24 protein-coding genes are annotated in these 22,992 nt (G+C 69.7%); 9 read left to right on the top strand and 15 right to left on the bottom strand.

The genetic code is table 11. From position 1 onward, the window contains the following. From ABZT17_RS22010 to ABZT17_RS22030, 5 genes are all read right to left on the bottom strand, one after another. The gene (locus ABZT17_RS22010; RefSeq protein WP_356351187.1) at nt 1-795 is read right to left on the bottom strand and encodes an EboA domain-containing protein; all 795 of its coding nucleotides are present in this window, start codon (nt 793-795) and stop codon (nt 1-3) included. 52 nt (nt 796-847) lie between these two features. Beyond that, the gene (locus ABZT17_RS22015) at nt 848-1,693 is read right to left on the bottom strand and encodes a sugar phosphate isomerase/epimerase family protein (RefSeq protein ID WP_356351189.1); all 846 of its coding nucleotides are present in this window, start codon (nt 1,691-1,693) and stop codon (nt 848-850) included. Between the two features lie 22 nt (nt 1,694-1,715). Further along, the gene (locus tag ABZT17_RS22020; RefSeq protein ID WP_356351191.1) at nt 1,716-2,741 is read right to left on the bottom strand and encodes an SCO3242 family prenyltransferase; all 1,026 of its coding nucleotides are present in this window, start codon (nt 2,739-2,741) and stop codon (nt 1,716-1,718) included. Between the two features lie 157 nt (nt 2,742-2,898). Beyond that, nucleotides 2,899-4,539 (bottom strand): molybdopterin-dependent oxidoreductase, encoded by a 1,641-nt coding sequence (locus tag ABZT17_RS22025; protein WP_356351192.1) that lies wholly within the window; start codon nt 4,537-4,539, stop codon nt 2,899-2,901. 59 nt (nt 4,540-4,598) lie between these two features. Beyond that, a complete protein-coding gene (locus ABZT17_RS22030) occupies nt 4,599-4,802 on the bottom strand; it encodes a hypothetical protein (protein ID WP_356351193.1) in 204 nt (67 codons plus the stop codon). Nucleotides 4,803-5,016: 214 nt separating this feature from the next. Here ABZT17_RS22030 and ABZT17_RS22035 point away from each other — a divergent pair, with 214 nt between their 5' ends. Beyond that, nucleotides 5,017-6,285, top strand: a complete 1,269-nt coding sequence (locus tag ABZT17_RS22035; protein ID WP_356351194.1) for a sensor histidine kinase — start codon at nt 5,017-5,019, stop codon at nt 6,283-6,285. Then, nucleotides 6,282-6,908, top strand: coding sequence for a response regulator transcription factor (locus tag ABZT17_RS22040; protein WP_356351196.1), 627 nt, complete (start codon nt 6,282-6,284; stop codon nt 6,906-6,908). The genes ABZT17_RS22035 and ABZT17_RS22040 overlap by 4 nt, the downstream gene beginning before the upstream one ends. Nucleotides 6,909-6,932: 24 nt before the next feature. Here ABZT17_RS22040 and ABZT17_RS22045 read toward each other — a convergent pair whose 3' ends face one another. The 3 genes from ABZT17_RS22045 to ABZT17_RS22055 form a co-directional block, all read right to left on the bottom strand. Continuing rightward, a complete protein-coding gene (locus tag ABZT17_RS22045) occupies nt 6,933-8,540 on the bottom strand; it encodes an MDR family MFS transporter (RefSeq protein WP_356351198.1) in 1,608 nt (535 codons plus the stop codon). A 69-nt stretch (nt 8,541-8,609) separates the two neighbouring features. Beyond that, on the bottom strand, nt 8,610-9,227 hold the full coding sequence (locus ABZT17_RS22050; protein ID WP_356351199.1) for a TetR family transcriptional regulator: 618 nt from the start codon (nt 9,225-9,227) through the stop codon (nt 8,610-8,612). A 104-nt stretch (nt 9,228-9,331) separates the two neighbouring features. Next, nucleotides 9,332-10,297: a WYL domain-containing protein gene (locus ABZT17_RS22055; RefSeq protein ID WP_356351200.1), complete on the bottom strand. Its 966-nt coding sequence runs from the start codon at nt 10,295-10,297 to the stop codon at nt 9,332-9,334. 102 nt (nt 10,298-10,399) lie between these two features. Between ABZT17_RS22055 and ABZT17_RS22060 the strand changes: the two genes are divergently transcribed. Then, a complete protein-coding gene (locus ABZT17_RS22060) occupies nt 10,400-10,765 on the top strand; it encodes a VOC family protein (RefSeq protein WP_356351202.1) in 366 nt (121 codons plus the stop codon). An 85-nt stretch (nt 10,766-10,850) separates the two neighbouring features. Here the strand turns inward: ABZT17_RS22060 and ABZT17_RS22065 are convergent, their stop codons facing one another. Further along, complete coding sequence (locus ABZT17_RS22065) at nt 10,851-11,495, bottom strand: NAD(P)H-binding protein (RefSeq protein WP_356351203.1); 645 nt, start codon at nt 11,493-11,495, stop codon at nt 10,851-10,853. A gap of 166 nt (nt 11,496-11,661) precedes the next feature. Between ABZT17_RS22065 and ABZT17_RS22070 the strand changes: the two genes are divergently transcribed. Beyond that, nucleotides 11,662-12,099 carry an Rrf2 family transcriptional regulator gene (locus ABZT17_RS22070; protein WP_356351204.1) on the top strand — a complete coding sequence of 146 codons (438 nt, stop codon included), beginning with the start codon at nt 11,662-11,664 and terminating at the stop codon, nt 12,097-12,099. Nucleotides 12,100-12,207: 108 nt separating this feature from the next. Here the strand turns inward: ABZT17_RS22070 and ABZT17_RS22075 are convergent, their stop codons facing one another. Continuing rightward, on the bottom strand, nt 12,208-12,861 hold the full coding sequence (locus ABZT17_RS22075) for an iron-containing alcohol dehydrogenase (protein WP_356351205.1): 654 nt from the start codon (nt 12,859-12,861) through the stop codon (nt 12,208-12,210). Further along, nucleotides 12,858-13,739 (bottom strand): dioxygenase, encoded by an 882-nt coding sequence (locus ABZT17_RS22080; protein WP_356351206.1) that lies wholly within the window; start codon nt 13,737-13,739, stop codon nt 12,858-12,860. Before ABZT17_RS22080 ends, ABZT17_RS22075 begins: the two co-directional genes overlap by 4 nt. 197 nt (nt 13,740-13,936) lie before the next feature. Here ABZT17_RS22080 and ABZT17_RS22085 point away from each other — a divergent pair, with 197 nt between their 5' ends. Both ABZT17_RS22085 and ABZT17_RS22090 read left to right on the top strand, forming a co-directional pair. Further along, nucleotides 13,937-14,920, top strand: coding sequence for an AraC family transcriptional regulator (locus ABZT17_RS22085; RefSeq protein WP_356351207.1), 984 nt, complete (start codon nt 13,937-13,939; stop codon nt 14,918-14,920). A gap of 195 nt (nt 14,921-15,115) precedes the next feature. After that, nucleotides 15,116-15,862 carry an SDR family oxidoreductase gene (locus ABZT17_RS22090; RefSeq protein WP_356351208.1) on the top strand — a complete coding sequence of 249 codons (747 nt, stop codon included), beginning with the start codon at nt 15,116-15,118 and terminating at the stop codon, nt 15,860-15,862. An 11-nt stretch (nt 15,863-15,873) separates the two neighbouring features. Here ABZT17_RS22090 and ABZT17_RS22095 read toward each other — a convergent pair whose 3' ends face one another. Beyond that, nucleotides 15,874-17,091 carry a hypothetical protein gene (locus ABZT17_RS22095; protein WP_356351210.1) on the bottom strand — a complete coding sequence of 406 codons (1,218 nt, stop codon included), beginning with the start codon at nt 17,089-17,091 and terminating at the stop codon, nt 15,874-15,876. A gap of 474 nt (nt 17,092-17,565) precedes the next feature. Here ABZT17_RS22095 and ABZT17_RS22100 point away from each other — a divergent pair, with 474 nt between their 5' ends. Continuing rightward, complete coding sequence (locus tag ABZT17_RS22100; RefSeq protein WP_356351212.1) at nt 17,566-18,495, top strand: alpha/beta hydrolase; 930 nt, start codon at nt 17,566-17,568, stop codon at nt 18,493-18,495. A 37-nt stretch (nt 18,496-18,532) separates the two neighbouring features. On the opposite strand, the gene ABZT17_RS22105 is transcribed toward ABZT17_RS22100, so the two are convergent. Continuing rightward, nucleotides 18,533-20,155: a sulfatase-like hydrolase/transferase gene (locus ABZT17_RS22105; RefSeq protein WP_356351214.1), complete on the bottom strand. Its 1,623-nt coding sequence runs from the start codon at nt 20,153-20,155 to the stop codon at nt 18,533-18,535. A 278-nt stretch (nt 20,156-20,433) separates the two neighbouring features. On the opposite strand from ABZT17_RS22105, the gene ABZT17_RS22110 reads away from it, so the two are divergent. Further along, a complete protein-coding gene (locus ABZT17_RS22110) occupies nt 20,434-20,709 on the top strand; it encodes a hypothetical protein (protein WP_356351216.1) in 276 nt (91 codons plus the stop codon). A 114-nt stretch (nt 20,710-20,823) separates the two neighbouring features. Continuing rightward, the gene (locus ABZT17_RS22115; RefSeq protein ID WP_356351220.1) at nt 20,824-21,534 is read left to right on the top strand and encodes an SDR family NAD(P)-dependent oxidoreductase; all 711 of its coding nucleotides are present in this window, start codon (nt 20,824-20,826) and stop codon (nt 21,532-21,534) included. A 92-nt stretch (nt 21,535-21,626) separates the two neighbouring features. Here ABZT17_RS22115 and ABZT17_RS22120 read toward each other — a convergent pair whose 3' ends face one another. Beyond that, on the bottom strand, nt 21,627-21,974 hold the full coding sequence (locus tag ABZT17_RS22120) for a cyclophilin-like fold protein (protein WP_356351217.1): 348 nt from the start codon (nt 21,972-21,974) through the stop codon (nt 21,627-21,629). 179 nt (nt 21,975-22,153) lie between these two features. Further along, on the bottom strand, nt 22,154-22,819 hold the full coding sequence (locus ABZT17_RS22125; RefSeq protein ID WP_356351219.1) for an SDR family NAD(P)-dependent oxidoreductase: 666 nt from the start codon (nt 22,817-22,819) through the stop codon (nt 22,154-22,156). Nucleotides 22,820-22,992: the final 173 nt, after the last annotated feature.

The raw sequence follows: 22,992 nt of genomic DNA on the forward strand, positions 1-22,992 counted from the left end.
TCAGACCTCTTCCTGGGGTGGTGTGCCTGCCGGGCCCTCGCCGAGCGCGGCCAGGGCGCGGGCGACGGCTTCGGGGCGGGTGGGTGCCAGGGAGCGGGCCCGGGTGGCAAGGGTGTCCGCGATGTCGGGGAAGCGGCGGACGAGGGGCCAGACGTCCGTGGGGACGGTGCGTCCGGCGGCGATGCGTTCATGGGCGAAGTCGGCCAGCATGCGCACGAGTTCGTGGTCGGCGCGGGCGTCGATGCCGGTCACCCGGGTGAGCGGGAGGTCGAGGAAGACGCACTTGAGGACGGCTTGGCGGTACTCGGGTTGCGGGAGGCGGGCGGCGGCGTACGGGCCGAGGGCGGCCTCGATGACGCGGGTGTCGTTGGCACGCAGGGCCTCACGGACGAGGGACAGGGTGAGTTCGCCGTAGGAGCCGTGGGAGCCGTCGGCGGCGAGGTCATCGAGGTCGTCGAGGTCGTCGAGGAGCGGCAACGCGCGGAGCACCGCACGCTGTTCGGCGGGATCGCCGTGCCGGTAGAGATCGGCCACCTCGTCGGCGAGGGCCTTGCCCCGCAGGGGCAGGGAGGTGAGCAGGACGGCCCGGGCGGCCTCGTCCGTGCTCCAGTGCTCATTCAGCGACGCGCGCCCACAGTGTCTTCGCGCCGCGGGGAACAGGGCCCGGATCGCGCTGGGTTCCGCGGCGACGCGCGCCACGGCTTCGTCGAGCCAGGCTCGCGCTGCCGGGGTCAGAACGTCGAGGGAGAGGCGAGGGTCGGGGGGTGCCGGGGGCAGCGGGGGTACGGAAGGCATGAGGGGCCGAGCCTCCTGTGGGGTCGGAGGAGTTGATAGGGGAACGGGACCGCTACGCCGCCGCGGCGCGCAGGAAGTCGAGGGAACGCCGGGCGACTTCGGGGGCGTCCAGGGCGCCACCCTGGATCTCCACCGAGACCAGCCCGCGATGCCCGAGGGCCCGCAGTTCCGCGAGGACCGGCGGGAAGTCGATCTCACCGGCGCCGAGTTCGAGGTGCTCGTGGATGCCTCGCCGCATGTCCTCGATCTGCACGTTCAGCAGGCGTGGCGCGGCCTGCCGTACGCACTCCAGCACGGGCCGTTCCTCCGTGCAGTGGGCGTGCCCGACATCCAGGGTGATTCCGAACAGCTCGTGCCCGCCGAGGAGTTCGGCGAGACGCAGGCAGCGTTCCACCGTGTCGACGAACATGTACGGCTCCGGCTCGAAGGCCAGTGCCACCGCGTGCTGCTCGGCCGTTTCGAGCACCGCCTCGAGCCCGTGGGCCAGTTGCTTGAAGGCGTCCGCTTCCGACAGCCCGTCCGGAGCGGGGCCGCTGCACAGGTGCACCGTGGGCGAGCCGAGGTCGGCCGCGATGCGAACCGCCCGGCGCAGCAGGTCGGTTCTTCGCCCGTCCTCGTCCGTCATCAGCGTGGGGAGGTGCTTGCCGGTGGGGTCGAGAAGATACGGTGCGCCGGTCTCGACGGTCACGGTGAGGCCGTACCGATCCAGTGCGCGGGTGAGGCCGGCGACGCGGCGGGGCAGGTCGTCGGCGTAGGGATCGAGGTGGATGTGGTCCAGGGTGAGGGCGACGCCGTCGTAACCGAGGTCGGCGAGGATGCCGAGGACGGCGTCGAGCCGGTGGTGGGTGAAGCCGTTGGTGCCGTAGCCGAACTTGAGGGGGGTGGAGGGTGGTTCCATGAGGTCGGTCCTCACACAGCGTTCAGGTGGGGGATATACGGCGGGCGAGCCGTCGCGCGAGGGGGTGGGCGATACCGAGGGCGGTGGCCGCGGCGGGCGACCCGGCCCGCGCGGTGAGCGCCGCCTGCAGGGGCATCAGGGCGAGGATCCCGGCCCCCACGGCCTGCCGCACGTTCTCACCGGAAGGCTTGCGCACGGCCTTCAACTGCGAGGCGCCGTAGGTGCCGAGGTAGGCGAGGGCGGCGCCGGCTGTGACGAGTGCGGTGGTCCGGCCGGCGTCTGCGGGCTGGGGGTGGGCGGGAGTCGGACGCGGGACGTCTGCTCCGGCGGTGGGCGTGGAGACGGACGTCGTGTGCCGCGTTCCTTGCCCGGTGAGCGCGGGCCCGGGGCGCCGTAGGACCGCTGCCACGGCCGGGGCCGCGGCCGCGAGGCCGGTGGCGGTGGAGGCGGCCAGGGTCATGGCGGGCAGCCGGGCCGAAGCGCCCTGGACCTCGTGCCGGCTCAACTCGGTGAGGGTGTAGGTGTGTGCGCCGATCAGCGCGGCCGGAACCGCTCCTTTCAGCAGGGCCGTGCCGGTCTTCTCGCCCCGGCTCGCGACCAGTGCGCCCGCGAGGACGTCCAGCGCACGTGCGCCCGCCATGGCGGCCGGGCCCGCCGGGGTGGCCTTCAGCCCGAGGTCGTACGCCCAGACGGCGCCCGCCAGGGCACTCGCCCCGAAGAAGCTGTGGCGTCCGCCCGTCACAGCGGCCAGGCCCAGGCCCGCCGCGGTCAGGCCGCCGGCGACGGCGAGGGCGGTACGGCGCGGCACACGGCCCGACGGCACGGGCCGGTCGGGGCGCTCCACGGCGTCGATGGTGGCGTCGGCGTAGTCATTGAGAGCCATGCCCGCCCAGTAGAGGCAGACGGACGATCCCATGATGCCGAAGGTCCGGACGGTGAGGGGGTTTCCTGCGGCGGCCGCTCCTGCGAGCACATCTCCGGGGACGCTCAGAGCGGCTGGGGCCCGGACGAGAAGCGCGAGGTCGGAGAGGCGCCTCCGTTGTTTCATGACCGCACACTAGTCCAAATTTTGATCTTTCACATGCACTGGTTACGTCAACCAAAGTGATAAAGAAAACACATGAAGCGCTTTCCATATCCCGAACTCTGTGTTCTACAGCACCAGTTGCACGAGAGGAGATCCCGGAGTTCCGCCTGAGACCGACTCAGGTGACCGTGACCTTGATCGTGTGCCAGCCGGTGGCTCCGTCGGGAAGTGGCTTGTGCTTCTTGCCCGACTGCACCTGACCGGTGCTGTCGGTGGCGCGGACCTGCAGCCGGTGTCTGCCGGGCGTGGCCTGCCACGGCCAGCTCCACTGCCGCCAGGTGTCCGCCGACGCCGCCGCCGCGAGCCGCGCCGGCTGCCAGGGTCCGTCGTCCACGCGCACCTCCACCGCGGACACCCCACGGTGCTGCGCCCACGCCACCCCGGCCACCATCACCTGCCCCCGGGACAGTCGCCTGCCCGCGGCCGGTGTGTCGATCCGCGACTGCGTCTTCACCGGAGCCTGTTCCGCATAGCCCCGCCGTACCCAGTAGGCGCTGAAGTCCGAGAAGCTGCTCAGCTCCAGCTCGGTCAGCCACTTGGTCGCCGACACATATCCGTACAGTCCCGGCACCACCATCCGGACCGGAAACCCGTGTTCGACCGGCAGCGGTTCCCCGTTCATCCCTACGGCCAGCAGGGCGTCCCGCCCGTCGCGCAGGGCCGCAGTCGGCGTACCGGCCGTGTACCCGTCCACGGAGCGGCTCACCACCTGATCCGCGCCCGCGTCCGGTTCGACCTCGGCGAGCAGATCCTCGATCCTGACGCCCAGCCACCGCGCGTTGCCGAGCAACTCGCCGCCGACCTCGTTGGACACACAGGTCAGTGTGATGTACCGCTCCACCATCGGCATCGCCAGGAGTTGCTCGTACGTCAACGTCAGCGGTCGCCTCACCCGGCCATGAATCCTCAGCCGCCAGTCCTTCGGCTCCATCTGCGGCACCGTCAACGCGGTGTCGATGCGGTAGAAGTCCGCGTTCCTGGTCACGAACGGCTTCACCCCGGGCACCCCGGCGGATGCCTTGGCGGGCAGAGGCGGTGCGGGACTTGACGGGGCGGGAAGGACCACGGCGTCGCGGGCCGCGGCCACGCGCTGGGCCCAGAGCCGGCGTCCGCCGGGCACGGCCACGGCGGCGGCTCCGATCGCCCCGACCGCCAGCGCGAGAAACCGTCGCCGGCCCGTCGGCTGTCGTACGTCGTCCACCACTGGTCCATCGGTCTCCGACGCCGCTGAACGAGCGCCCCGCAGCGAGGGGTCGGTTCGCTGCGTCGCCGGGTCCGTCTCCGGGCCGGTGTCGTTGCCGAGGTCGTGCGGCCGTGCCGCCGCTGGGCGGGGCAGGCTGCGCCGCAGCAGCACCAGAAGGCCGGCGGCGGCCAGCGCGCCGGCCACCGACGGCAGCGGGTACGCCCAGGTGGCGCTGGCACGGGTGGCCGACGCGAGGACACCGATCACCCCGAACAGAGCGACACCCGCCAGCCCGAACCAGAGCCGGCGCATGGCCAGGACGCCGACGAACGCGGCGAAGAGCGCCAGCACCAGCACGATCCCCGCCTGCAGCGCCAGCTTGTCGTATGTGTAGAACACCGCGACCGCGAACTCCTTGACCGGAGTCGGCGCCGCGTCCACGGCGACCCCGCCCACCGCGACCAACGGCGCTGAGGGCCCGCCCGTCGCGGCCGCCACCAGCTCACCTACGCCCAGGGCGAGCGCGGTGGCCGCGACGCCGGCGAGTTCGCCGTACCACTGCTTGGGTGGTCTCACCGGCGGCTTCTGACCTGTCTGCTCGGTCTCCATCTCGATGTCGGACGGCTGCCGGGCGCTCAGCGGCTGATCCGGCGCAGCCGGGCCAGGCCGACACCCAGCAGGACCACACCGCCGAGCGCCACGATCGGCCCGACCACCGCCCACATCGTCACGCCGCTCATCGCCGAGCCCTTCATGACGTTCATCCCCTGCAAGGTCCAGGCCACGCCGGCCAAGGTCAGCAGTGCGCCGAGGGCGAGGACGATCCAGTTCTTCTTCACGGGAAATCTCCAGGTGGAAGGCCAAGGTTCTCACCAACGAGCCTGACTGTTCCCTGGCCGTGGCGGCGACCACGAGTGAGTGGACCGCCTTGTCCACCGATCGACGTACGCGCCTCTCCACCGGTGCGTGGATGTTTCACGGTCGCGAGCCGACCACCCTGAAGGGGGGTCGTAGACTGACGGCCCCATCCCGGCGGGCGAAGGTGGACACGGCGTGGCAGGGCACAGCACCGTCGACCGCGGACCCCGCTCCCGCGTCGGCTGGCATGTCCTTGTCGGCGTCGTCGCGCTACCTCTCGCGGTCGCCATAGCGGCCAACACCACGGTGGGGCTCGGACAGCGTCTGCTCGCTCTCGGCACGCTCGCCGTCATCGTCGCCTGGTACGCCCTGGTCTCGCGGCAGGTCATGGCGGGAGGCGACGAGCGCTGGGGGACGCTGTACTTCGCCGCGCTCGCGGTCGCGTTCCCGCTCCTGCTCGCCATCGCCCCGCTCGGTGGTGCCCTGATGTTCGCCCTCTGCCCGCAGCTGTTCGTCATGGTCGCGAGGTGGCGGATACGGCTGCCACTTCTGCTGATCCTCTACGCCGAACTCGCCTGGGCCATGTTCGCGCGCTCCGGCGTCAGCCGCTACACGCTGGCGATGGTCGGCGTGACCGTCCTGGTGCCGCTGACCGTCACGATCCTCCTGGGCGCCTACCTGACCGGCATCCGCGAACAGAACCACAAGCGGGCCACGCTGATCGAGGAACTCACCCGGACCCGGGCCGCACTGGCACGCGCGGGCCACGAGGCGGGTGTCCACGCGGAGCGGGAACGCTTGGCCGCCGAGATCCACGACACCCTGGCGCAGGGCTTCACCAGCATCCTCATGCTCGCCCAGGCAGCCCGGACGACCCTGCACCGCGATGTGACAGCAGCCGACGGCCAGCTCGACATCCTGGAGAGGACCGCCCGGGAGAACCTCGCGGAGGCCCGTTCCCTGATCGCCGCGCTGGCCCCGGTCGATCTGACCGGACGCGGCCTCGCGGACGCGTTGGAGCGGCTCGCCGCCCGCCACACCCGCGACACGGGTACCCGCGTCGAGCTGTCGGTCGGCGGTGATCGGCCCGGCGCACCCACCGCCACCGATGTCGCGCTGCTGCGCACCGCGCAGGAGGCCCTGGCCAACGTGGGCAAGCATGCCGACGCCACAGGAGTGCGCATCGAACTGCGCCACGAAGACGACCTCGTGGCGCTGGCGGTGACCGACGACGGCCAGGGCTTCGACCCGGACACCGTCCGCGGCGGCTACGGCCTCCTCGGCATCCGCACCCGCGCCCACGGTCTCGGCGGAACCTGCACGGTGCGATCGACTCCCGGCGGGGGAACCACGGTTCAGGTCGAACTGCCGCTGACCACGCCGGAGCCGGCGCTGCCCGGCCCGCACCCCCTGCCCGATCTCACCTCCGCCGCGATGACCGAGCGGGCGGAGCCGCGCCGATGACCGTCCATGTCCTGATCGTCGACGACCATCCCGTCGTACGCTTCGGCCTGCGCGGCATGCTCGAGGCCTACGACGACCTGCGGGTCGTCGGCGAAGCGGGTTCCGGCGACGAGGCGATCGTCCTGGCCGCCGCCACCCGCCCCGACGTCGTGCTGATGGACCTGCGGATGCCGGGTACCGACGGCGTGACCGCCACGGCGCGCATCCGCCAGGAACACCCCGGCATTCGCGTGCTCGTGCTGACCACCTACGAAGGCGATGCCGACATCCTGACGGCGATCGAGGCCGGCGCCACCGGATACCTGCTCAAGGACACCCCCATCGGCACGCTGACCGACGCGATCCGGGCGGCCGCCCGCGGTGAGACCGTCCTCGCCCCTCCGGTGGCCGCCCGGCTGGTGACACGCATGCAGGCGCCGGCCGGGGAGCAGTTGACCCCGCGTGAGGTCCAGGTGCTCGGCCTCGTCGCGCGCGGCCTGTCCAACAGCGAGATCGGCCGGCAGTTGTACATCGGCGAAGCCACGGTGAAGACTCACCTCCTGCGCACATTCGTCAAGCTGGGTGTCAACGACCGCACCGCAGCCGTCACCGTCGCGCTCTCCCGGGGAATACTCAGTACTTGACGCCGCAGAAGATCGCCGGGTGCGTCAGGGTGCGGTCGGCGCCGCCGCCTGGGTGCCCCGATCCGGAACGGGCGAGATCCCCACGTCGTCGGCGTCGCTGTCGCCGTGACCGTCGGAGAGCTTCTTCTCCGGAAGGATCAAGGCGAGTACCAGGCCGACGAAGAACACCGGAACCAGGTAGCGGAACACCGGTGTCAGGGCCTGCTGATACGCCAGGATCACCTCGTTCTGGATCTTCTCCGGCAGGGCGTGGACGAGCGCCGGAGTGAGCGACTGGGTGTCCCCGACCGCACCGGTGCTCGTGCCCCCCAGCCGGGCGGCGAGTTGGTCGGTGAGGCGGTGGGTGAACAGCGACCCGACGGCTGCGGTGCCGAGCGTGGCGCCGATCTCGCGGAAGAAGCTGTTGGCGGAGGTCGCCGTACCCACGTCCGAGCCGGGGAAGTCGTTCTGCACCGCCAGCACCAGAGGCTGCATCACCAGGCCAAGCCCGGCACCGAGCAGGAACACGTAGACGCCGACCACGACCAGCGACGTGCCGGTGTCCATGGTGGACATGAGGAGCGCCGCGACACCGACGAAGACCGTGCCGACGATCGGGAAGATCTTGTACCGGCCGGTCCTGCTCATCAGCTGGCCGGACGGGATGGCGGTGGCCATGAGGCCGACGACCAGAGGGATGAGCAGCAGCCCGGACTCGGTGGCACTGACGCCGTAGACCATCTGCAGATACGTCGGCAGATAGCCGATGACCGCGAACATGCCGATACCGATGACCAGGAGACCGATCACGGTGGCGATGTTGAAGATCCGGCTGTGGAACAGCCGCAGCGGGATGATCGGCTCCGCCACCTTGCTCTGGGAGTAGAAGAAGAGCACCCAGCCCAGCAGGCCGCCGGCGGCCATGCCGAGGATGACAGGGTCCGACCAGGCGTAGTCGGTGCCGCCCCATTCGGCCACCAGCACGGTGCAGGTCACCGCGGCGGCCATGAGCGTGAACCCGAGGTAGTCGAAGACGACTTCGACGGCCCGGCGCGGCAGTCGCAGCGCGAACACCCCGATGACGAGCGCCAGGACACCGACCGGCAGGTTGATCCAGAAGGCCCAGCGCCAGCCGGGACCATCGGTGAACCAGCCGCCCAGCAGCGGCCCGGCGACGGAGGAAAGGCCGAAGACCGCGCCCATGGGGGCCATGTACTTCGCCCGCTGCCGCGGCGGAACGAGGTCGGCGATGATCGCCTGAGAGGTGATCATCAGGCCGCCACCGCCCAGGCCCTGCACGCCCCGTCCGATGATCAGCCAGGTCATGTCCTGGGCCGCGCCCGCGATCACCGAGCCCGCGAGAAACACTGCTATGCCACCGAGAAAGAGACTCTTACGGCCGATCAGGTCTCCGAGACGGCCGTAGACCGGCATGGCGATCGTGGCCGCCAGGATGTAGGCGGTGGTCACCCATGCCAGGTGGCTCACCCCGTGCAACTCCCCCACGATGGTCGGCAGCGCCGTGCTGACGATCGTCTGGTCGAGGGACGCGAGCAGCATCGCGGCCATGAGGGCGGCGAAGACAAGTCCGAAGCGGTGCGGCGGGCCCGAGGAGTTCTGCTCCTCCTGCGTGGCCGCGGTCGACTGGCTCAAGGTGGCTCCTGAAACTTCGGGGATTCAAGCAGGGGGAACGTCACGCCGCATGCCGCGGGCACGGTGCGCTCACGACGTCAGCAGGGTGCGGAGGAGCTCCGCCGAGCGCTCGACGTAGGGCACCGGGGAGTCGTCGCCGTCGTCCGGACACTCCTCGCCGGCCCAGCGCTCCAGACCTGTACGCATCGCGGTGAGGGCGAGTGCGGCGATCAGGGTGGGCACCTCCCCCTCCGGCGGCTCTCCGAGGCGCAGGGCCACCGCGTCGGCGACCGATCGCTGAAACCCGTCGAACCGGGCCAGCAAGGTGGCCAGCAGCGGGGGGTGACTGCGGGTGAGGGCGAAGGCGGCGTGCATCTCCTGGCGCAGCGGCGGGTTGTCGGCAAGGTCCCGTACGAGCAGCCGGGTCAGGTCCGCAAGCACGTCCCGGGGATGCGCGGTGCCGCGCGCGACGAACTCGTCGGCCAACGACGACGGCAGTCCGAGGGGAGGCCCGGGCAGGACCGCCGTCTCCTTGTTCGGGAAGTAGTTGAAGAACGTCCGCGGCGAGACGCCCGCCTCGGCGCTGATCAAGTCGACGGTGACGGCGTCGAAGCCATGCTCCTGCGCCAGCCGCAGCGCCGCCGCGTGGATCTCGTGCCGGGTCTGCCGACGCCGGCGCTCACGGAGCCCCTCGCTCGTGGAAGCCATGAGGAAAATTCTTGCACACTGTGCAAAGAATGCACAGTACGCAGTTTCCCTGAGCACCAGTAATCCGGTGGACGGCCTCGAAACCGAGGTCGGCCTGTCGCGGGTCAGGGCGTTGGTGGCAGCGCGTAATGGTGGGCGAGGTCGGTGGCGAGATCGCTGAGGTGAGCCCTGGCTTCGGCGGGGCCGTGCACCGTGACGGCGCTCCCGAAGGGCAGTAGCGCTCGCACGTCCTCCAGACGCAGGAAACGGATCGTCACCTTGTGGCCGGCGGCGGATGCTTGAGGGTCGTCCCGGACGAGTCGTAGGCCGAAGATCCGTTGCGCTCGCTCCATCTGGCTCTGGTCGATGGTCGCGCTGACCTCTATCGCGTGGTTGTGTTCCCACTGATCGACGAGCGCCGCAGCGACGGTGGCCAGGGTCTGGCTCTCGCGGATCCGTCGTGGCCGGTCGACTTCTTCCCACGCCGTGATCCGTTCGAGCCGGTACATCCGTGGCTCTCGGGAACAATCGGCGACGAGATACCAGATGCCGGCCTTGGCGAACAGTCCGTAGGGATCCACGAGCAGGTCGCGCGGGCATGATGCGCGGTGGCTGTCGTACTCGATCCGTAGTCGCCGACCTCGCCGCACCGCACCGATCAGCGACGCCGGAGTCGTGTCGGGAGCAGGTGCCTGACGCCAGGGACGGCTGTCCACGTGCACTACGTCGGTGAGCGGCAGGAGGTCGTCAGCTCGACGTGGCTGCGCAGCGGCGATCTTGGAGAGCGCGCGCCGGCTCTCGACCGAGGCGTTGAGCTCCGCCCGTTGCTTCTCGTCCAGCCCGGTGAGCGACAGATGATCACGCTCGCCCGGTGTCAGCCGCATGAGGTCGAGCCCGGACCCGGGCAGCATGGTCACGCCTCCGAGGCGGCCCCGGTGTGCGGTCACCGGCAGTCCGGCGTCGCGGAGCCAGTTCAGGTCTCGGGTGACGGTTCGAAGGGACACCCCGAGCGCTGAGGCAAGTTCCTGTGTGGTCACGGCATTCCTCGAACCGAGGAGCAGCATCAGGGCGAAGAAGCGATCTGGGGTCACTCACCGATTTTTTCAGGGAATTGCGACACGATGCGGCGCATATCCCGGTCAGGCTGAGGGCCGCAGCTCCTCCGGGCCACCCACCATCCTCAGGGAAGAACCATGACCACATCCGTGATGTCCATCGTCTACGTGAACGACGCTCCCGCCGCGGCTCGCTTCTACGGCGACCTCCTCGACATGAGCCCCTCGTTCGAGACTCCGGGATACCTCACCTTCGACCTCGGGCCAGGCGCTGACCTCGCCGTATGGTCCGGCCAGTTCGAGAATCTGTCGCCGGGCGTCCCGCGCACCAGCGAGGTGTGCCTGGCCATCGACGGCGGCCCCGACGATGTCGACGCGATCTTCAGGTGCTGGAAGTCCAAGGGGGTCACGATCCTTCTCGAACCTCACGACGCGGGGTTCGGGCCGACCTTCCTCGCAGCCGATCCGGACGGGAACCGTATCCGCGTCGCACTGCGGGACTGAGAGCGGTGCCGCCGCAGCCGGGCGGCCGACGGCCGGGTCGGTTCTGGGTGGCTCGGCCGCCGGCCGGAGCCGGTCCCACCCGGGTTCAGTAGGCGACGGTGAAGCGGGCCTGGCGGTGGGTCGGCTCGTCGATCTCGTCGACGAACGCGATGGCGTAGTCGGCACCGGATATGAAGGACTTGCCGTCGGCGTCGGAGAGGAGCACATCGCCGCCGAGGCGGAAGGTGCCGGTGCGCTCGCCGGGGACCCAGGAGCCGAACTCGGCGGCCGGGCTGACGTAGAACCAGTCCCCGCCGCTGTCCGCGGCCCGCAGCTGCTCCAGGACCTGGGCGTGCGAGCCGGCCTCCGGCTTGAAGACGTCCGGGAAGTCGGGGGTGTCGATCAGTCGCGGACCACCCTCGGCCACCCGCAGGCTGCCGGCGCCGCCCACGACACCGATCCGGGCACCGCCCTCGGCGGCCGCCGCGAGCAGCGACGGAACGAGCGGGAGCAGGAACGGCTCACCGTCGACGCTGCCATGCACCGCGACGACGACCACATCGGACTTGGCCGCCAGATCGCGCACCAGGGCCTCGTCATCGATGGACCCGGCGACGGGGGTGACCCCGGGACGGGCCTCGGCGGAGCCGGTGCGGTTGACCGCGATGATCTCGTGCCCGCGACGCAAGGCCTCGTCGGTGATGTGGCCGCCGGCGTAGCCGGTCGCGCCGAAGACGGTGATGATCGCCATGGTGGGCTCCCTCCGTAGGGGGTGTGTGGTGAGCGAAAGCGTTCTGCCTGCGGCAGACGCGCGCAGCGGCCGGTCCGGCCTCGCGTAATTCGAAACTGCGACGCTTACGGATGGAACTGTAACAGCAGTAGATACAGTTACTCCCGGCTGCCCGTACCATGAGGTCATGGCACAGCCCACGAACACCCAGTTCGCGGTCGGCGTCCATCTGCTCACCCTGCTGGCCGCCCGACCCGGCGAGTGGCGGGACTCGCAGTCCCTCGCCTTCAGCCCCGCGACCAACGCCGCACATGCGCGGCGCATCCTCGGCCGGCTGCGCGAGGCCGGACTGGTCCGCTCACATCCCGGACCGCGCGGCGGCTGGATGCTGGAGCGCGAGGCGGCGCAGATCGACCTGGCCATGGTCTGGCTCGCACTCAACGGCGAGGACCCGGTCCTCGGCATGCATGTCCCGCAACCCGACTGCCGTGCCGGCCAACGCGTCCACCAGACGCTCCTGGATCTGGATCGGCGGGCCCGCCGCGCCCTGCTGGACGAACTCGCCCGCACCACCGTCGCCGACGTAGTGCGCGAGGACAGCGTCACGACGGTGGACGGGGCGTGAGACCCGCGCGCACGACAAGCCCTACGAATGGACGGTGACAGCGAGGGAGCCGTGCCCTCGCGCTGGTCGACGACGGTCGATTCGGACCGCCCGCGCCAACGGCCTTCGTCACGCCGAGCGCTGTCCCGGCGGCTCCGCCAGGGGCGCTGCGGCGGCCAGCGCCCGTACACCTTCCTCTGCCATCAGGTCGATGACCGGGGAGGCGTCCGGTGCGTAGAGGGCCTCGACGGCGTGCGCGATCGCGTTCATGCCGCTGGTCACGGAGACGGCCGTCGGCAGGGGCACGGTGAGCGCGGGGTCGTAGAGCACGGAGACCGGCAGGACGCGGGGGTCGCGGCCGGTACGTTTGACGCCGTTCTCCGTGAGCCCCCACACCGGTGTCATCTCGGATCCGGAGTACGTCGTCGGTACGGCGATGACCGGCAGGCCGTACTTCAGGGCGACGATCTTCCCGAGGCCGATCGCCGATCCGCCGCCGATCGCGACACAGCCGTCCGCGTTCACCTCCTTCGCACGCCTCTGTGCCTCGACGGCGGACTCGGCGGGCACATGCATACGGGCCTGGGCGTGGATGTCCGCCGCCCGGGCCCCGATCAGGCCGGCGACCTTCTCGGCGAGTTGCCGCTGTCCCGGTGTGCACAGCACCATGACCCGCTTCAGCCCGGCGTGGTCGATCTCGTCGGCGAGTCGGTCGAGTACACCGGCGCCCATGACCACGCGCATCGGCAGTGCCTGGTACACGAAGTCGAGCGGCGTGCTCATCGGGCGTCCTCACGCCCCTCCGGCTCGACGCCGATGTCGTACTCGGCGATGCGGAACGGCGCGGCGACCTGGTACGCGCGCGCCTTCTCCTGGTCGTCGACCTGGGCGAACTCGACGACCAGGCTGTCCTTGACGGCGAAGACGGCGTCCGAGTCCAGGTAGGGGCCGTCGGCGACGAAGACATGTGTCGTCAGCGGGCGGTGGCCGTCGGCCTCGACGATGAAGTGGATGTGGGCCGGGCGGTACGGGTGGCGGCCGGTGGCGTCGAGCAGCACCCCCACCGGACCGTCGGTGGGGATGGGGTAGTGGCTCGGCACCACGGTACGGAACCACAGCCGACCCTCGTCATCGGTCCTGAAGAGACCGCGTCCGTTGCCCGGCGGCTGGACATCCGGCTGCTGTACGTCGTAGAAGCCGTCCTCGGTGCACTGCCAGACGTCGACACTCGCTCCGGGCAGCGGGCGGCCGTCCGTCGACCTGACGCGCAGTGATACGACGCAGGGCCGGCCCGTGCCCAGGAGGTCGATGGTGTCCCCGCTCTCGCGCTTGGGGGATTCCACGACGTGGAACGGCCCGAGGACGGTGCTCTCGGTTCCGCCGCCCTGTTCGTTCACCGTCTCGACCAGCATGGAGACGCCCAGCACATCGGAGAGCAGGATGAACTCCTGGCGGGTGGGGTCGCATTTCTGTCCGACGGCGGTGAGGTAGTCCACGGCGTACTCCCACTCCCGCATCGTCGGACGCAGCTCACGGACGTACCCGTGGAGATGGCGGACGAGACCTTGGAGCAGTTCACGCAAGCGAGGGTCCGGTGTGTCACGGAAGCTGTCGACGGCCGCGGTGGTGATGGCTTTCATGGCTTCGTCGGTGCCGGACATGACCTACCCCCAGTGCTGGCGTGCTTCCACGGCCGGGCCGTGGTCGAGGAGACGCTACGGAGTCGCGCCGACGGACGACAGCCGCGAAGCGCGAACGGCAGCCGGATCGCGCGACGGGTTTCGCAAATCCGTCCCGGGCGAGGGAACGCCGCCGGACGCCCCTTGTTGACCAGGTGGCGGGAGGTTAAGAATGACGCATGGGCCGCTCCCCCCTGGCGAGCCACGTGCTGTGCCGCGATTCAGGCTTCGAGGACTTCCGTGAACGCCTCAACGACCTGTTCTATCCCGCGGACGTCACCCCGTTGTCGGGCCCTGAGACACCCGGCGGTGAACTGCGCGGCACGCGTACCGAGCACATCACCGTCGGCCTGATGACCTTCGGCCAGCGCACCCGCGTCGATCCCGGCAGGACACCGTCGCACTACCACGTCAACGTCGTGCTCCGAGGCGCCATCGAGGCGGCCACCGGACGCCAGGAGATGGTGGCGACCGCCGGCGACGCGATGGTCTTCACGCCGACACAGCAGCACCGGCTGCTGAGTTGCGAAGGCGGCGCAAGACATCTGGGGGTCAAGATCGACCGGAGCCTGGTCGAGGGCGAGCTCCAGGCACTCCTGGGCCGCCCTCTGCAGGCTCCGCTGGAATTCGCCTTCGACTTCGATCTGACGTCCCCGCACGGCCGCAGCTGGCGCAACACCCTGGACCTGCTGCTGACCGAGTCCGACAGTACAGACGGGCTCATCGGCCGACCCGCGGTCCAGCCGCACTTCGAACGCCTCCTGGTGAGCGGCCTCCTGCTGGCGCAGCAGCACAACTACACGGAAGCGCTGCTGAGTCCGCGGCCTCCTGCCTACCCGCGGACGGTCCGCAAGGCCGTCGACCTGATCGAGGGCCGCCCCGAGACCCCGTTCACGGTCGGAGACCTGGCGCAGGCGGCGGGCGTCAGCGCTCGTCGCCTCCAGGAGGGATTCAGGGAACACCTCGGTGTGACCCCCATGACGTATCTGCGCAACGTCCGTCTGGACCGCGCCCACGCCGACCTCCGCACAGGCGGCATCGGGGTCGCCCAAGCAGCCCATCAATGGGGCTTCAGCCATCTGAGCCGCTTCTCCGCCGCCTACCGCCGACGCTTCGGCGAGGCTCCCTCCGAGACCCTGGGCACGGCAGGTGACGCGCCGTGAGGCCGCGGGGCGGGCACGGCAAGGCGCAGTGACCCGCTCCGCGGCGGCCCTCTTCACCGTCAACGGCCATGTCCGCTGGACGAACAAGTCACTACTCAGCGGCGACCTCGACGCGCAGGGTTCCTGATCGAGGTTGGCGGCACCGGCGGGGCCCGGGCACCGCCAGGGAACGCGCCGACTGAGGAGGCATACGTCATGGCTGGGAGACTGGCAGGCAAGGTGGCCGTCGTGACCGGGGGCAGTTCCGGAATCGGGCAGGAGATCGCCCGCAGGCTCGCGGTCGACGGGGCGGACATCGCGGTCGCGGACGTCCTCCCGGCCGACGACACGCGGGAACTCGTCACGAGCACCGGACGGCGGTTCTTCAGCGACAAGGTCGACATCTCGGACGAGGAAGCGATCCAGGGGTTCGCCGGGCGGGTCCGCGGCGAACTCGGTGCCGTCGACATCCTGGTGAACAACGCGGCCGTCGTTCTGCTGAGCGACGTCGACCATGTCACCTACGACGAGTGGCGTCGCACGTTCGCCGTCAATGTGGACGGTGCCTTCCTCACCTCCAAGGCGTTCCTGCCCGCCCTCAAGGAGTCCGGGGCGGGACGGATCATCAACATCTCCTCCTCGAGCTACTGGACTCCGCCGCCCGTCGCCGTCTCCTATGTCTCGGCCAAGGGCGCGCTGAACGGGCTCACCTCCGTCCTGGCCACCAACCTGGCCGCCCACACCATCACCGTCAACGGCGTCGCGCCGAGTCTGGTACGCACGGCAGTGACCGTGGCGACGATGAGCGAGGAGTTCTTCGCACAGGTCGAGCAGATCCAGGACATCAGGCGCGTACAGATGCCGGCCGATGTCGCGGGCGTCGTGGCGTTCCTCGCCTCCGACGACGCCGCGTTCGTCACGGGGCAGATCATCGCCGCGGACGGCGGAGCCACACGCCGATGAGAATTCGCCCGCTACTTTTTCGACGCTTTCAGTAGCTGATCAACGGTTTGTTCGGTCCAGCGATCCACCGTGACCATTCCATAAGGCTCCTGCTCCGAGTCGCTGAGCCTCTCCACTCCTTCCGGATCTCGCGCGACAGTCACTACCAGATAGGGGTGGGTATCGCCCTTCGGGAAGTAATCTCCGGCGGTCCAATTCGGAAGCACCCACCAGGCGTTGGCGTAGTCCGTGGCATGCGTCAGATTCAACATCTCACTACTGTGATAGATCTTGGAGGAATAGCGGTAAAAATCGTCCCCCGGTGCCGCGACCCAACCGGGAGCATCCCGCACATGCACCTCCTTACCGGATCTCGTGTCCCATGACGTCTCCTCGGAGTCGACGAAACTGTTGCCCAGTTTGCCTCGATCCGCTCGGACGAAGGAGAGGGACGCATCGATCTCGATACGCCCGAACCCGGAACGCAGCGGCACATCGACAACGAACTCTCCCGACGAGTCCTGCCCTGGATCCAGTCGAGAACCCGCATCGGTAACCCTCCCCGCACCGAGCATCCGAGAAGGCGAGTAGATCACATGCCTGATGGTTTCGTCGGAACTGGACAGATCACGCTTCCAGTCATTCGCCCCGGTGCCCTTCTCAGCGAATCGAGTCGGCCAACCCACGACAGTCCATGTCGCCCCCACGACATAGATCCTCACCGAGCCGGAGTTACGGAAATCCACCCGCGCCGGAACGTGCAGGACCGTACCGTCCGCGCTTGGAGCGGGATCACCGAAAGAAACCCTGAAGGGAATTTTTACCGGAGTCGAGTAGGGGACGTACATCTGCGAATAGACGAGGCTCGCCAGTCCGATGGCACCCGAGACCACGACACTGAGCGCGATTCCCTTGGGATGTGGAATCCCCTCCCAGACTTTCCGCCTCGTCAGCATCCACAAAGCCCAGATAGCCCAGAGAGTCAAGCCGATCCACAGCCAGAGAAACACCGTGTAAGAGCGGCCCTGAATCTGCGTGATCAGGAACATCAGATTCGTGACCGCCACGGAACCGACCCCAGCAAGGACGGCCGCACCCGAGTACCGCACGTTCCTTTTGCCCCAGTAGTCACACACCGCCAGAGCCGCGACCCCTTCGACCAGCGCAGCAGCCACGAAGACGGCTCCGACCACACGCCCGCCGTACGCCAAAGCGTTGAAAGCGTCGGTGACACCGACGTAGAACAGCACAGCGGCTGATACGAGCAGACCCGACGCCACGACCGCGCCCGAAACGCATCTCCTCACCCGCCGACCCGGCCAAGAGGTCCTGTCAGCGCCCCTGCGGGCCGAACCCGGATCATCGAGATTGTTCATTCCCACAGAGTGGCCACCCCTCCGCGACCGTCCTCATCATGACGCGCGCATGTCCCTCAACAGCCCCCCGCCGGCCTACATGGAAGGTTCGGTGACCGTCACAGGCGTCGTGCCCGCGGCCGTCGAGCACCACGAGAAAATGGCCGCCAAGCGCCAACTCACGGTACTGGGCGAGGCGTTGACCGCCTTCGACCTCCGATGGGCCGCGCCGGTCTTTCCCGACGGCGAGGACAGCCACCCCGTCGCCCGGCACCCACCGCCACCCGGAAGAATGACCGCCCAGAAGCACGCCGGCGCCGCCAGGCCCACCCGTCACACCTTCAGCCCCGCCGCAGTGAGGATGCCGTCATGTCCACTCCGCAAGAATCGCCGTCGCCCACCGCATGGGCGCCCCCGCGGTACCTGCCGCCGGTCGAACCGCTCGGCCGCCCGGACGGCACCCTGCACTACTCCGGAATCAGCTATGCGGCGCCCTCGGGGTACCGACCACTCCTGATGGACCTCTGGACCCCGGGCGACGCCGACCGGCCGCCGTGCGTCGTATGGATCCACGGCGGCGCCTGGTACTTCGGCGACAGGCGCTACCTGCCCGAGACAGTCGAACCCGACGGCGTCTTCGATGCCCTGCTGGACGCCGGCATCGCCGTCGCCTCGATCGACTACCGGCTCTCCGCGGAGGCCCCCTTCCCCGCTCAACTGCACGACACCAAGGCGGCCATCCGCTATCTGCGGCACTTCGCGGACCGCCTCAACCTGGATCCGGGACGCATCGGCGTCTGGGGCGAGTCGGCCGGCGGACACCTGGCCGCCCTCGCCGCCCTGACCGGCGGACTGACGGAGCTGGAAGGCGAGGTGGGCGTGGTCGGGCCGGACAGCTCGGTGCGGGTGTGTGTCGACTGGTACGGACTGTCCGACCTGGACATGCAGCCCGACGGAGCCCCGGTGACCGACGAAACCGCCGAACCCGAGCCCCTGTACGACATCATCGGCTCGCTCCTGGGAAGCCACACCCGTGAGGCGAAACGCGCCGCGAGCCCCGTCGCCTACGTCACCGCCGACGCTCCGCCGTTCCTGCTGATCCACGGCACACACGACGTCGTCGTACCCGCCACACACAGCGAGCTGCTGCATGAGGCACTCACACAGGCCGGCACGAAGTCGGAGCTCCTGCTCGTCGACGGCGCCGATCACATCTTCTCCGGAGCGGCCGACATACCTGGGCTCATCGAGGCATCGGTCGCTTTCCTGACGGCTCACCTGCGTACCCCGGCATCGTGAGGGGCAGGTGGGACGGGGCCGCGCGGCGGGTTCGCGGTCAGCGGCCAGGAGCTGCGTGGGCGGCCGGCTCCGTGTCGCCGTGCCAGGTGGGCCAGCCCAGCAGGCGCGGGCGTTCGGTGACCCAGGCGCGGCTGTCGGTGCCGATCTCCGCGTCGATGAGCTGCTCCAGCAGGGCGCTGTAGCGGGCGACGAGGTCGCGGTGTGCGGGGTCGGCGGCCAGGTTGCGCAGCTGCGCGGGGTCTTCCTGGCGGTCGTAGAGCACGACGTCGTTGTGGGCGAACAGCTCGTCGACGGAGGTGGGCCGGTTGGGGTCCAGGGGCGCGAAGTAGCGGCCGAAGGTGTAGCGGTGGTCGTTGCAGGCGCGCAGGAAGCCTCGCTTCGTCCAGTCCGGGCGCAGCTCACCGGCGGCGATGCGCTGGGGCGCGTCGGGGTCGGCGAACTCGAACCAGAAGTCCGCGTCCAGCATCATGATCGACTCGATGGCGCTCAGGACGCCTTCGCGCACCTGCCCGCCGTCCAGTGCGGGGAGGAGGGAACGGCCCTTCAGGGCGGGGTGCCGGGTCGCGGTCTCGGCCTGGTCGAGACCGGCGAACGCGAGGAGGGTGGGGGCGAGATCGACCGCGGAGGCCAGGGCATCGGTCCGGACGCCGGCGTGGGCGGTCAGGTCGGGGTGGGCGATGACGAGGGGGACGTGGAGGTTCTCGTCGTAGACCAGGCTGCCCTTCTGCCGCAGGCCGTGGGAGCCGGCCATCTCGCCGTGGTCGGCGGTGAAGACCACGACGGTGTTGTCGGCCTGGCCGGAGGCGTCGAGGGCGTCCAGCACATGCTCGATACTGCGGTCGACGTCGCGCAGGGCGTTGAGGTAGAAGTTCAGACCGTCGTACCAGTGCTCGTCGGAGGCCACCGGCCCGAACACGGTGTCGATCATGCGCTGGTACTCGGTGATCGCCGGGGCGGCGCCCGACAGGTCGTCGTGCAGACTGGCGGGCAGGTCGAAGTCCCAGCGGCGCCGGTAGACCGGGATGTCGGCGGCGGCCTTCATGCGCACGGCATGCGCCAGCAGCGGCGGCAGCTGCACCTGGGGGCGGCCGCCGTAGTCGAAGCTCATGATGTCGTGCGGGTTGACGAAGTTGACCGCCATGAACCACGGCTGCTCCGCCGCGACGACCGGAGCGCGGTCGCGCAGCCAGTGCACGGCCTGTCCGGCGATCACCGGGTCGAGCTTGAGGCCGGCCCAGGCGCCGCCGTCGATGTCGCCCCAGGTGTTGAACTCGCTGAATCCGTACGGTTCCAGGGCGTTCGTGGTGGGGGCCGGGTTCTGCGGGGAGACATAGGCGTTGGAAAGGTGCCACTTGCCCTGGTACGTGCAGTAGTAGCCGGCCGAGCGCAGCATCGTGCCCAGCGTGCCCAGTCCAGGGTCGAGGGGGCGGATGTAGGGGATGTTGTCGTTGTCGTAGATCTCGGTCAGGGGCAGGTGCTGGCCGGTGTACATGACCGACCGCGCAGAGCTGCACTGCGCGGAGGCGGTGAAGTAGCGGTCGAAGGTGACACCGCGGGCGGCGATCCGCTCCCGGGCGGGCAGCGTGTACCCCTCCGCCTGCGGCAGGACGGCACGCTCCTCGTCGGTGACGATCAGCAGAATGTTGGGACGACGCACCACGGGCCTAACCGCCCTCCGCTCCCGATCCGCCCGAACCAGGACGAATCCGATGATCTATTGCCTTTGACTCTAGATGCGGTCTCCTTGAGCTGCTCCGCGTGACCGAGTCAGGCAGGTCCATCCAGGTGAGGACCGTGCACTCTCCCCAGGCCTCCCCGGTGCGTCGATGGGCCGAACGGCCCCCCTGGTCTGCACCTTCCGGTCCTTACCGGACCGCTCATCGCCCGCCGAGGATCAAAGGTGAAGGTGATCACCTCGCCGACGAGGAGGCGAGAACGATGGAAGAGATCGGGACAGCGGAGTGGTTCGCCATCGGTGTCACCGGCATGGCGCTTGCGGGAGCCGCCCACGCCACGGTGGGTCTGGCACACATCGCCAGAGAGATAGCGCGCGGGCCGGGCGAAGACCGCGTCACGGGCGGTTCGGACCTCCAGATGATCAGCGGCCCCGGCGGCTGGATCCTGTTCGGCGCCTTGATCCTCACGGGCGGAGCGATCCATCACTTCGTGTCCGGCGTCGGGACGGTCGTCAGGGAGGTCGTGCACGTGCCGTGACAGTCCGCCGTTCCTTGCGGCCACGGCAGGGAAACTCCGCAGCGCACTGGATGACGGGCGACAATTGGAGGGAGTGAACATCTGGGAGGCGGTCGGGTTTTGAGTCGGATTCTGGTGACCGGGTCCGCGGACGGTCTTGGACGTGCCGCGGCGGACACCCTCCTGTCCGCCGGTCACGATGTCGTGGTGCACGCCCGGAGCCGGAAACGGGCGGCGAGTATGGGTGCGTTGGTCGGCCGGGGCGCACACCTTGTCGTGGGTGACTTCGCCGAGCGCGACGCCGTACGGGAGGTCGCGGCGGAGCTGAACGAGTCGGAGCCGCTCGACGCTGTCATCCACAACGCGGGTGTGTGGAGCGGGCCGGCGGTGATGCCGGTGAACATCGTGGCGCCGTATCTGCTCACCGCCCTGCTCGGGGCGCCGCGTCGACTGGTGTATCTGAGCAGCAACTCGCACTTCAGCGGGCGCCCGTCACTCGCCGCGGTCGACTGGCGAGGGAAGAGCGCGGGATCGTACGCCGACAGCAAACTGTTCGTCACCACGCTCGCGGCCGCGGTCGCCCGCCTGCGCACCGGCGTGCTGAGCAATGCCGTGGACCCGGGCTGGGTGCCGACGAAAATGGGCGGTCCGAGCGCGCCGGACGATCTCGAACTCGGCCACCGGACACAGGAATGGCTCGCCGTCGGCGACGAGCCGGAGGCCCTGACCACCGGCGGGTACTGGTATCACCGCCGGCGACGGGAGCCGCATCCCAGCGTCCGCGACGAGGCGTTCCAGACCCGCCTTCTGGAGGCGCTGGCGGAGGAAACGGGCACAGCGCTGTAGGACGACGGGTGCCGTCCGGTACGACATCGACGGCGCGTCTCGCCCTGGGGAGCCCCCGCCGAGGGTGAGTGGCGTGGCGGGGCCGGGGCCGCTCAGGAGGCGGATTCGATGGTGAGCTGCTCCGCGGTGGCGAGCCGTCCGGTGCCGCTCTCGGCCACGCGGCCGAGGATGATCAGGCCGTCGGAGTGGGGGAAGTCCCGGTAGAAGACGGCCAGGTTGCCCCAGGGCGCGTAGTACGCCAGGTCACCGGCCTTCGCTTCGGCTCCGTCCGGGGCGCCCTTGGTGGACAGTCGGCGGGGCAGGTCGGCGATCCTCTCGGTTTCGTGGAAGTCGCTCAGGCTCACTGTGAGCGGGAGCAGCGCGGCGAAGTCACGGGCTGCGGCGCTGTCGTTCAGGGTGGCGGTGGCGGGGTGGCCGTCGATGGTGAGGCGGAGGGTCATGGCGGGTGTCCTGCCGGGAGTCGTGATCGGTGCCGGGCCGGACGGTGTCTCACGCGCCGAGGGCACGGAGGCGGCGGAGGACGCGGGAGGCGCGGAGGTCGAAGGACGCGTCTCCTCCGTGCACGCGGGCGCGGCGAGCAGCAGCAGAGCTGCGGCCGATATCAGGGGCGTGGCATCCGTCAGGCGGGGAGGGGTTCGGAGTAGTGGCGGAAGCCGTCGCGTGTGCTGTGGATCTCGTACAGGCGCTTGGCCAGTGCCTCGGGACTGCTGTGCTCGGCCTCGGGGTGGATCGCTGCGGGGACGATCAGCTGCGCGACATGGATGTTCTCCGGGGCGAGGGTGTCGTGCAGCATGGCGGCGTACGCGCTTTCGCCGGCGAAGGCGATCGAGGTGCCGGCGACGTTCGGATTGGGGCGTACGGCGCTGGCGCCGTTGACGAACAGCAGGGTGCCGCGGCCGAGTTCACGCATGCCGGGCAGGACTGCGTGCACGGCGGCGACCGGGCCCTTGACGGAGAAGGCGAGTGGGGCGTCGAGGTCGTCCGCGCCCGTGTCGAGGACCTTCTTCATGAAGTCGGACCGGGGAGCGGGGCTGTACTGCAGGATCTCGATCGGGGAGAGCGTGTCGGCGGCGGCGTGCAGGGCCGCCGTCAGTGACCCGGGGTCGAGAGCGTCGGCGACGAAGCCACGGGCCTGGACGCCGTCGCGGGCCAGTTCGGCCGTGAGCGCGTCGAGGCTGTCGGCGCTGCGTGAGATGAGGGCGACGTTGCGCCCGGCGGTCCCGAAACGGCGGGCGGCGGCGAGCCCGAGACCGGGGCCGGCACCGATGAGGGCGAAGGTGGTCACGGTGAGTCCTTTTGCGGGGTCGGGGGCCGTGCCGTATGTCGGGACCGGGCGGTGAAGGGCCCGGTCTCGGTGGGGGGGCAGGGAGGGAGGGGGTTAGGTGGGTCAGGGGGTGAAGAGGGTCAGGGGGTGAAGAGGGTCAGGGGGTGAAGAGGGTCAGGGGGTGAAGAGGTCGG

This window comes from Streptomyces sp. NPDC005648, from assembly GCF_040605395.1.
GTDB lineage: Bacteria > Actinomycetota > Actinomycetes > Streptomycetales > Streptomycetaceae > Streptomyces.

Bases quoted from the DNA above. Each gene is read 5' to 3' on its own strand.
- ABZT17_RS22070 (WP_356351204.1), top strand. From the start codon at position 11,662: ATGGCACAGCCCACGAACACCCAGTTCGCGGTCGGCGTCCATCTGCTC.
- ABZT17_RS22050 (WP_356351199.1), bottom strand. From the start codon at position 9,227: ATGGCTTCCACGAGCGAGGGGCTCCGTGAGCGCCGGCGTCGGCAGACC.
- ABZT17_RS22040 (WP_356351196.1), top strand. From the start codon at position 6,282: ATGACCGTCCATGTCCTGATCGTCGACGACCATCCCGTCGTACGCTTC.
- ABZT17_RS22085 (WP_356351207.1), top strand. From the start codon at position 13,937: ATGGGCCGCTCCCCCCTGGCGAGCCACGTGCTGTGCCGCGATTCAGGC.
- ABZT17_RS22110 (WP_356351216.1), top strand. From the start codon at position 20,434: ATGGAAGAGATCGGGACAGCGGAGTGGTTCGCCATCGGTGTCACCGGC.
- ABZT17_RS22010 (WP_356351187.1), bottom strand. From the start codon at position 795: ATGCCTTCCGTACCCCCGCTGCCCCCGGCACCCCCCGACCCTCGCCTC.
- ABZT17_RS22065 (WP_356351203.1), bottom strand. From the start codon at position 11,495: ATGGCGATCATCACCGTCTTCGGCGCGACCGGCTACGCCGGCGGCCAC.
- ABZT17_RS22060 (WP_356351202.1), top strand. From the start codon at position 10,400: ATGACCACATCCGTGATGTCCATCGTCTACGTGAACGACGCTCCCGCC.
- ABZT17_RS22120 (WP_356351217.1), bottom strand. From the start codon at position 21,974: ATGACCCTCCGCCTCACCATCGACGGCCACCCCGCCACCGCCACCCTG.
- ABZT17_RS22080 (WP_356351206.1), bottom strand. From the start codon at position 13,739: ATGTCCGGCACCGACGAAGCCATGAAAGCCATCACCACCGCGGCCGTC.
- ABZT17_RS22075 (WP_356351205.1), bottom strand. From the start codon at position 12,861: ATGAGCACGCCGCTCGACTTCGTGTACCAGGCACTGCCGATGCGCGTG.
- ABZT17_RS22015 (WP_356351189.1), bottom strand. From the start codon at position 1,693: ATGGAACCACCCTCCACCCCCCTCAAGTTCGGCTACGGCACCAACGGC.
- ABZT17_RS22020 (WP_356351191.1), bottom strand. From the start codon at position 2,741: ATGAAACAACGGAGGCGCCTCTCCGACCTCGCGCTTCTCGTCCGGGCC.
- ABZT17_RS22090 (WP_356351208.1), top strand. From the start codon at position 15,116: ATGGCTGGGAGACTGGCAGGCAAGGTGGCCGTCGTGACCGGGGGCAGT.
- ABZT17_RS22100 (WP_356351212.1), top strand. From the start codon at position 17,566: ATGTCCACTCCGCAAGAATCGCCGTCGCCCACCGCATGGGCGCCCCCG.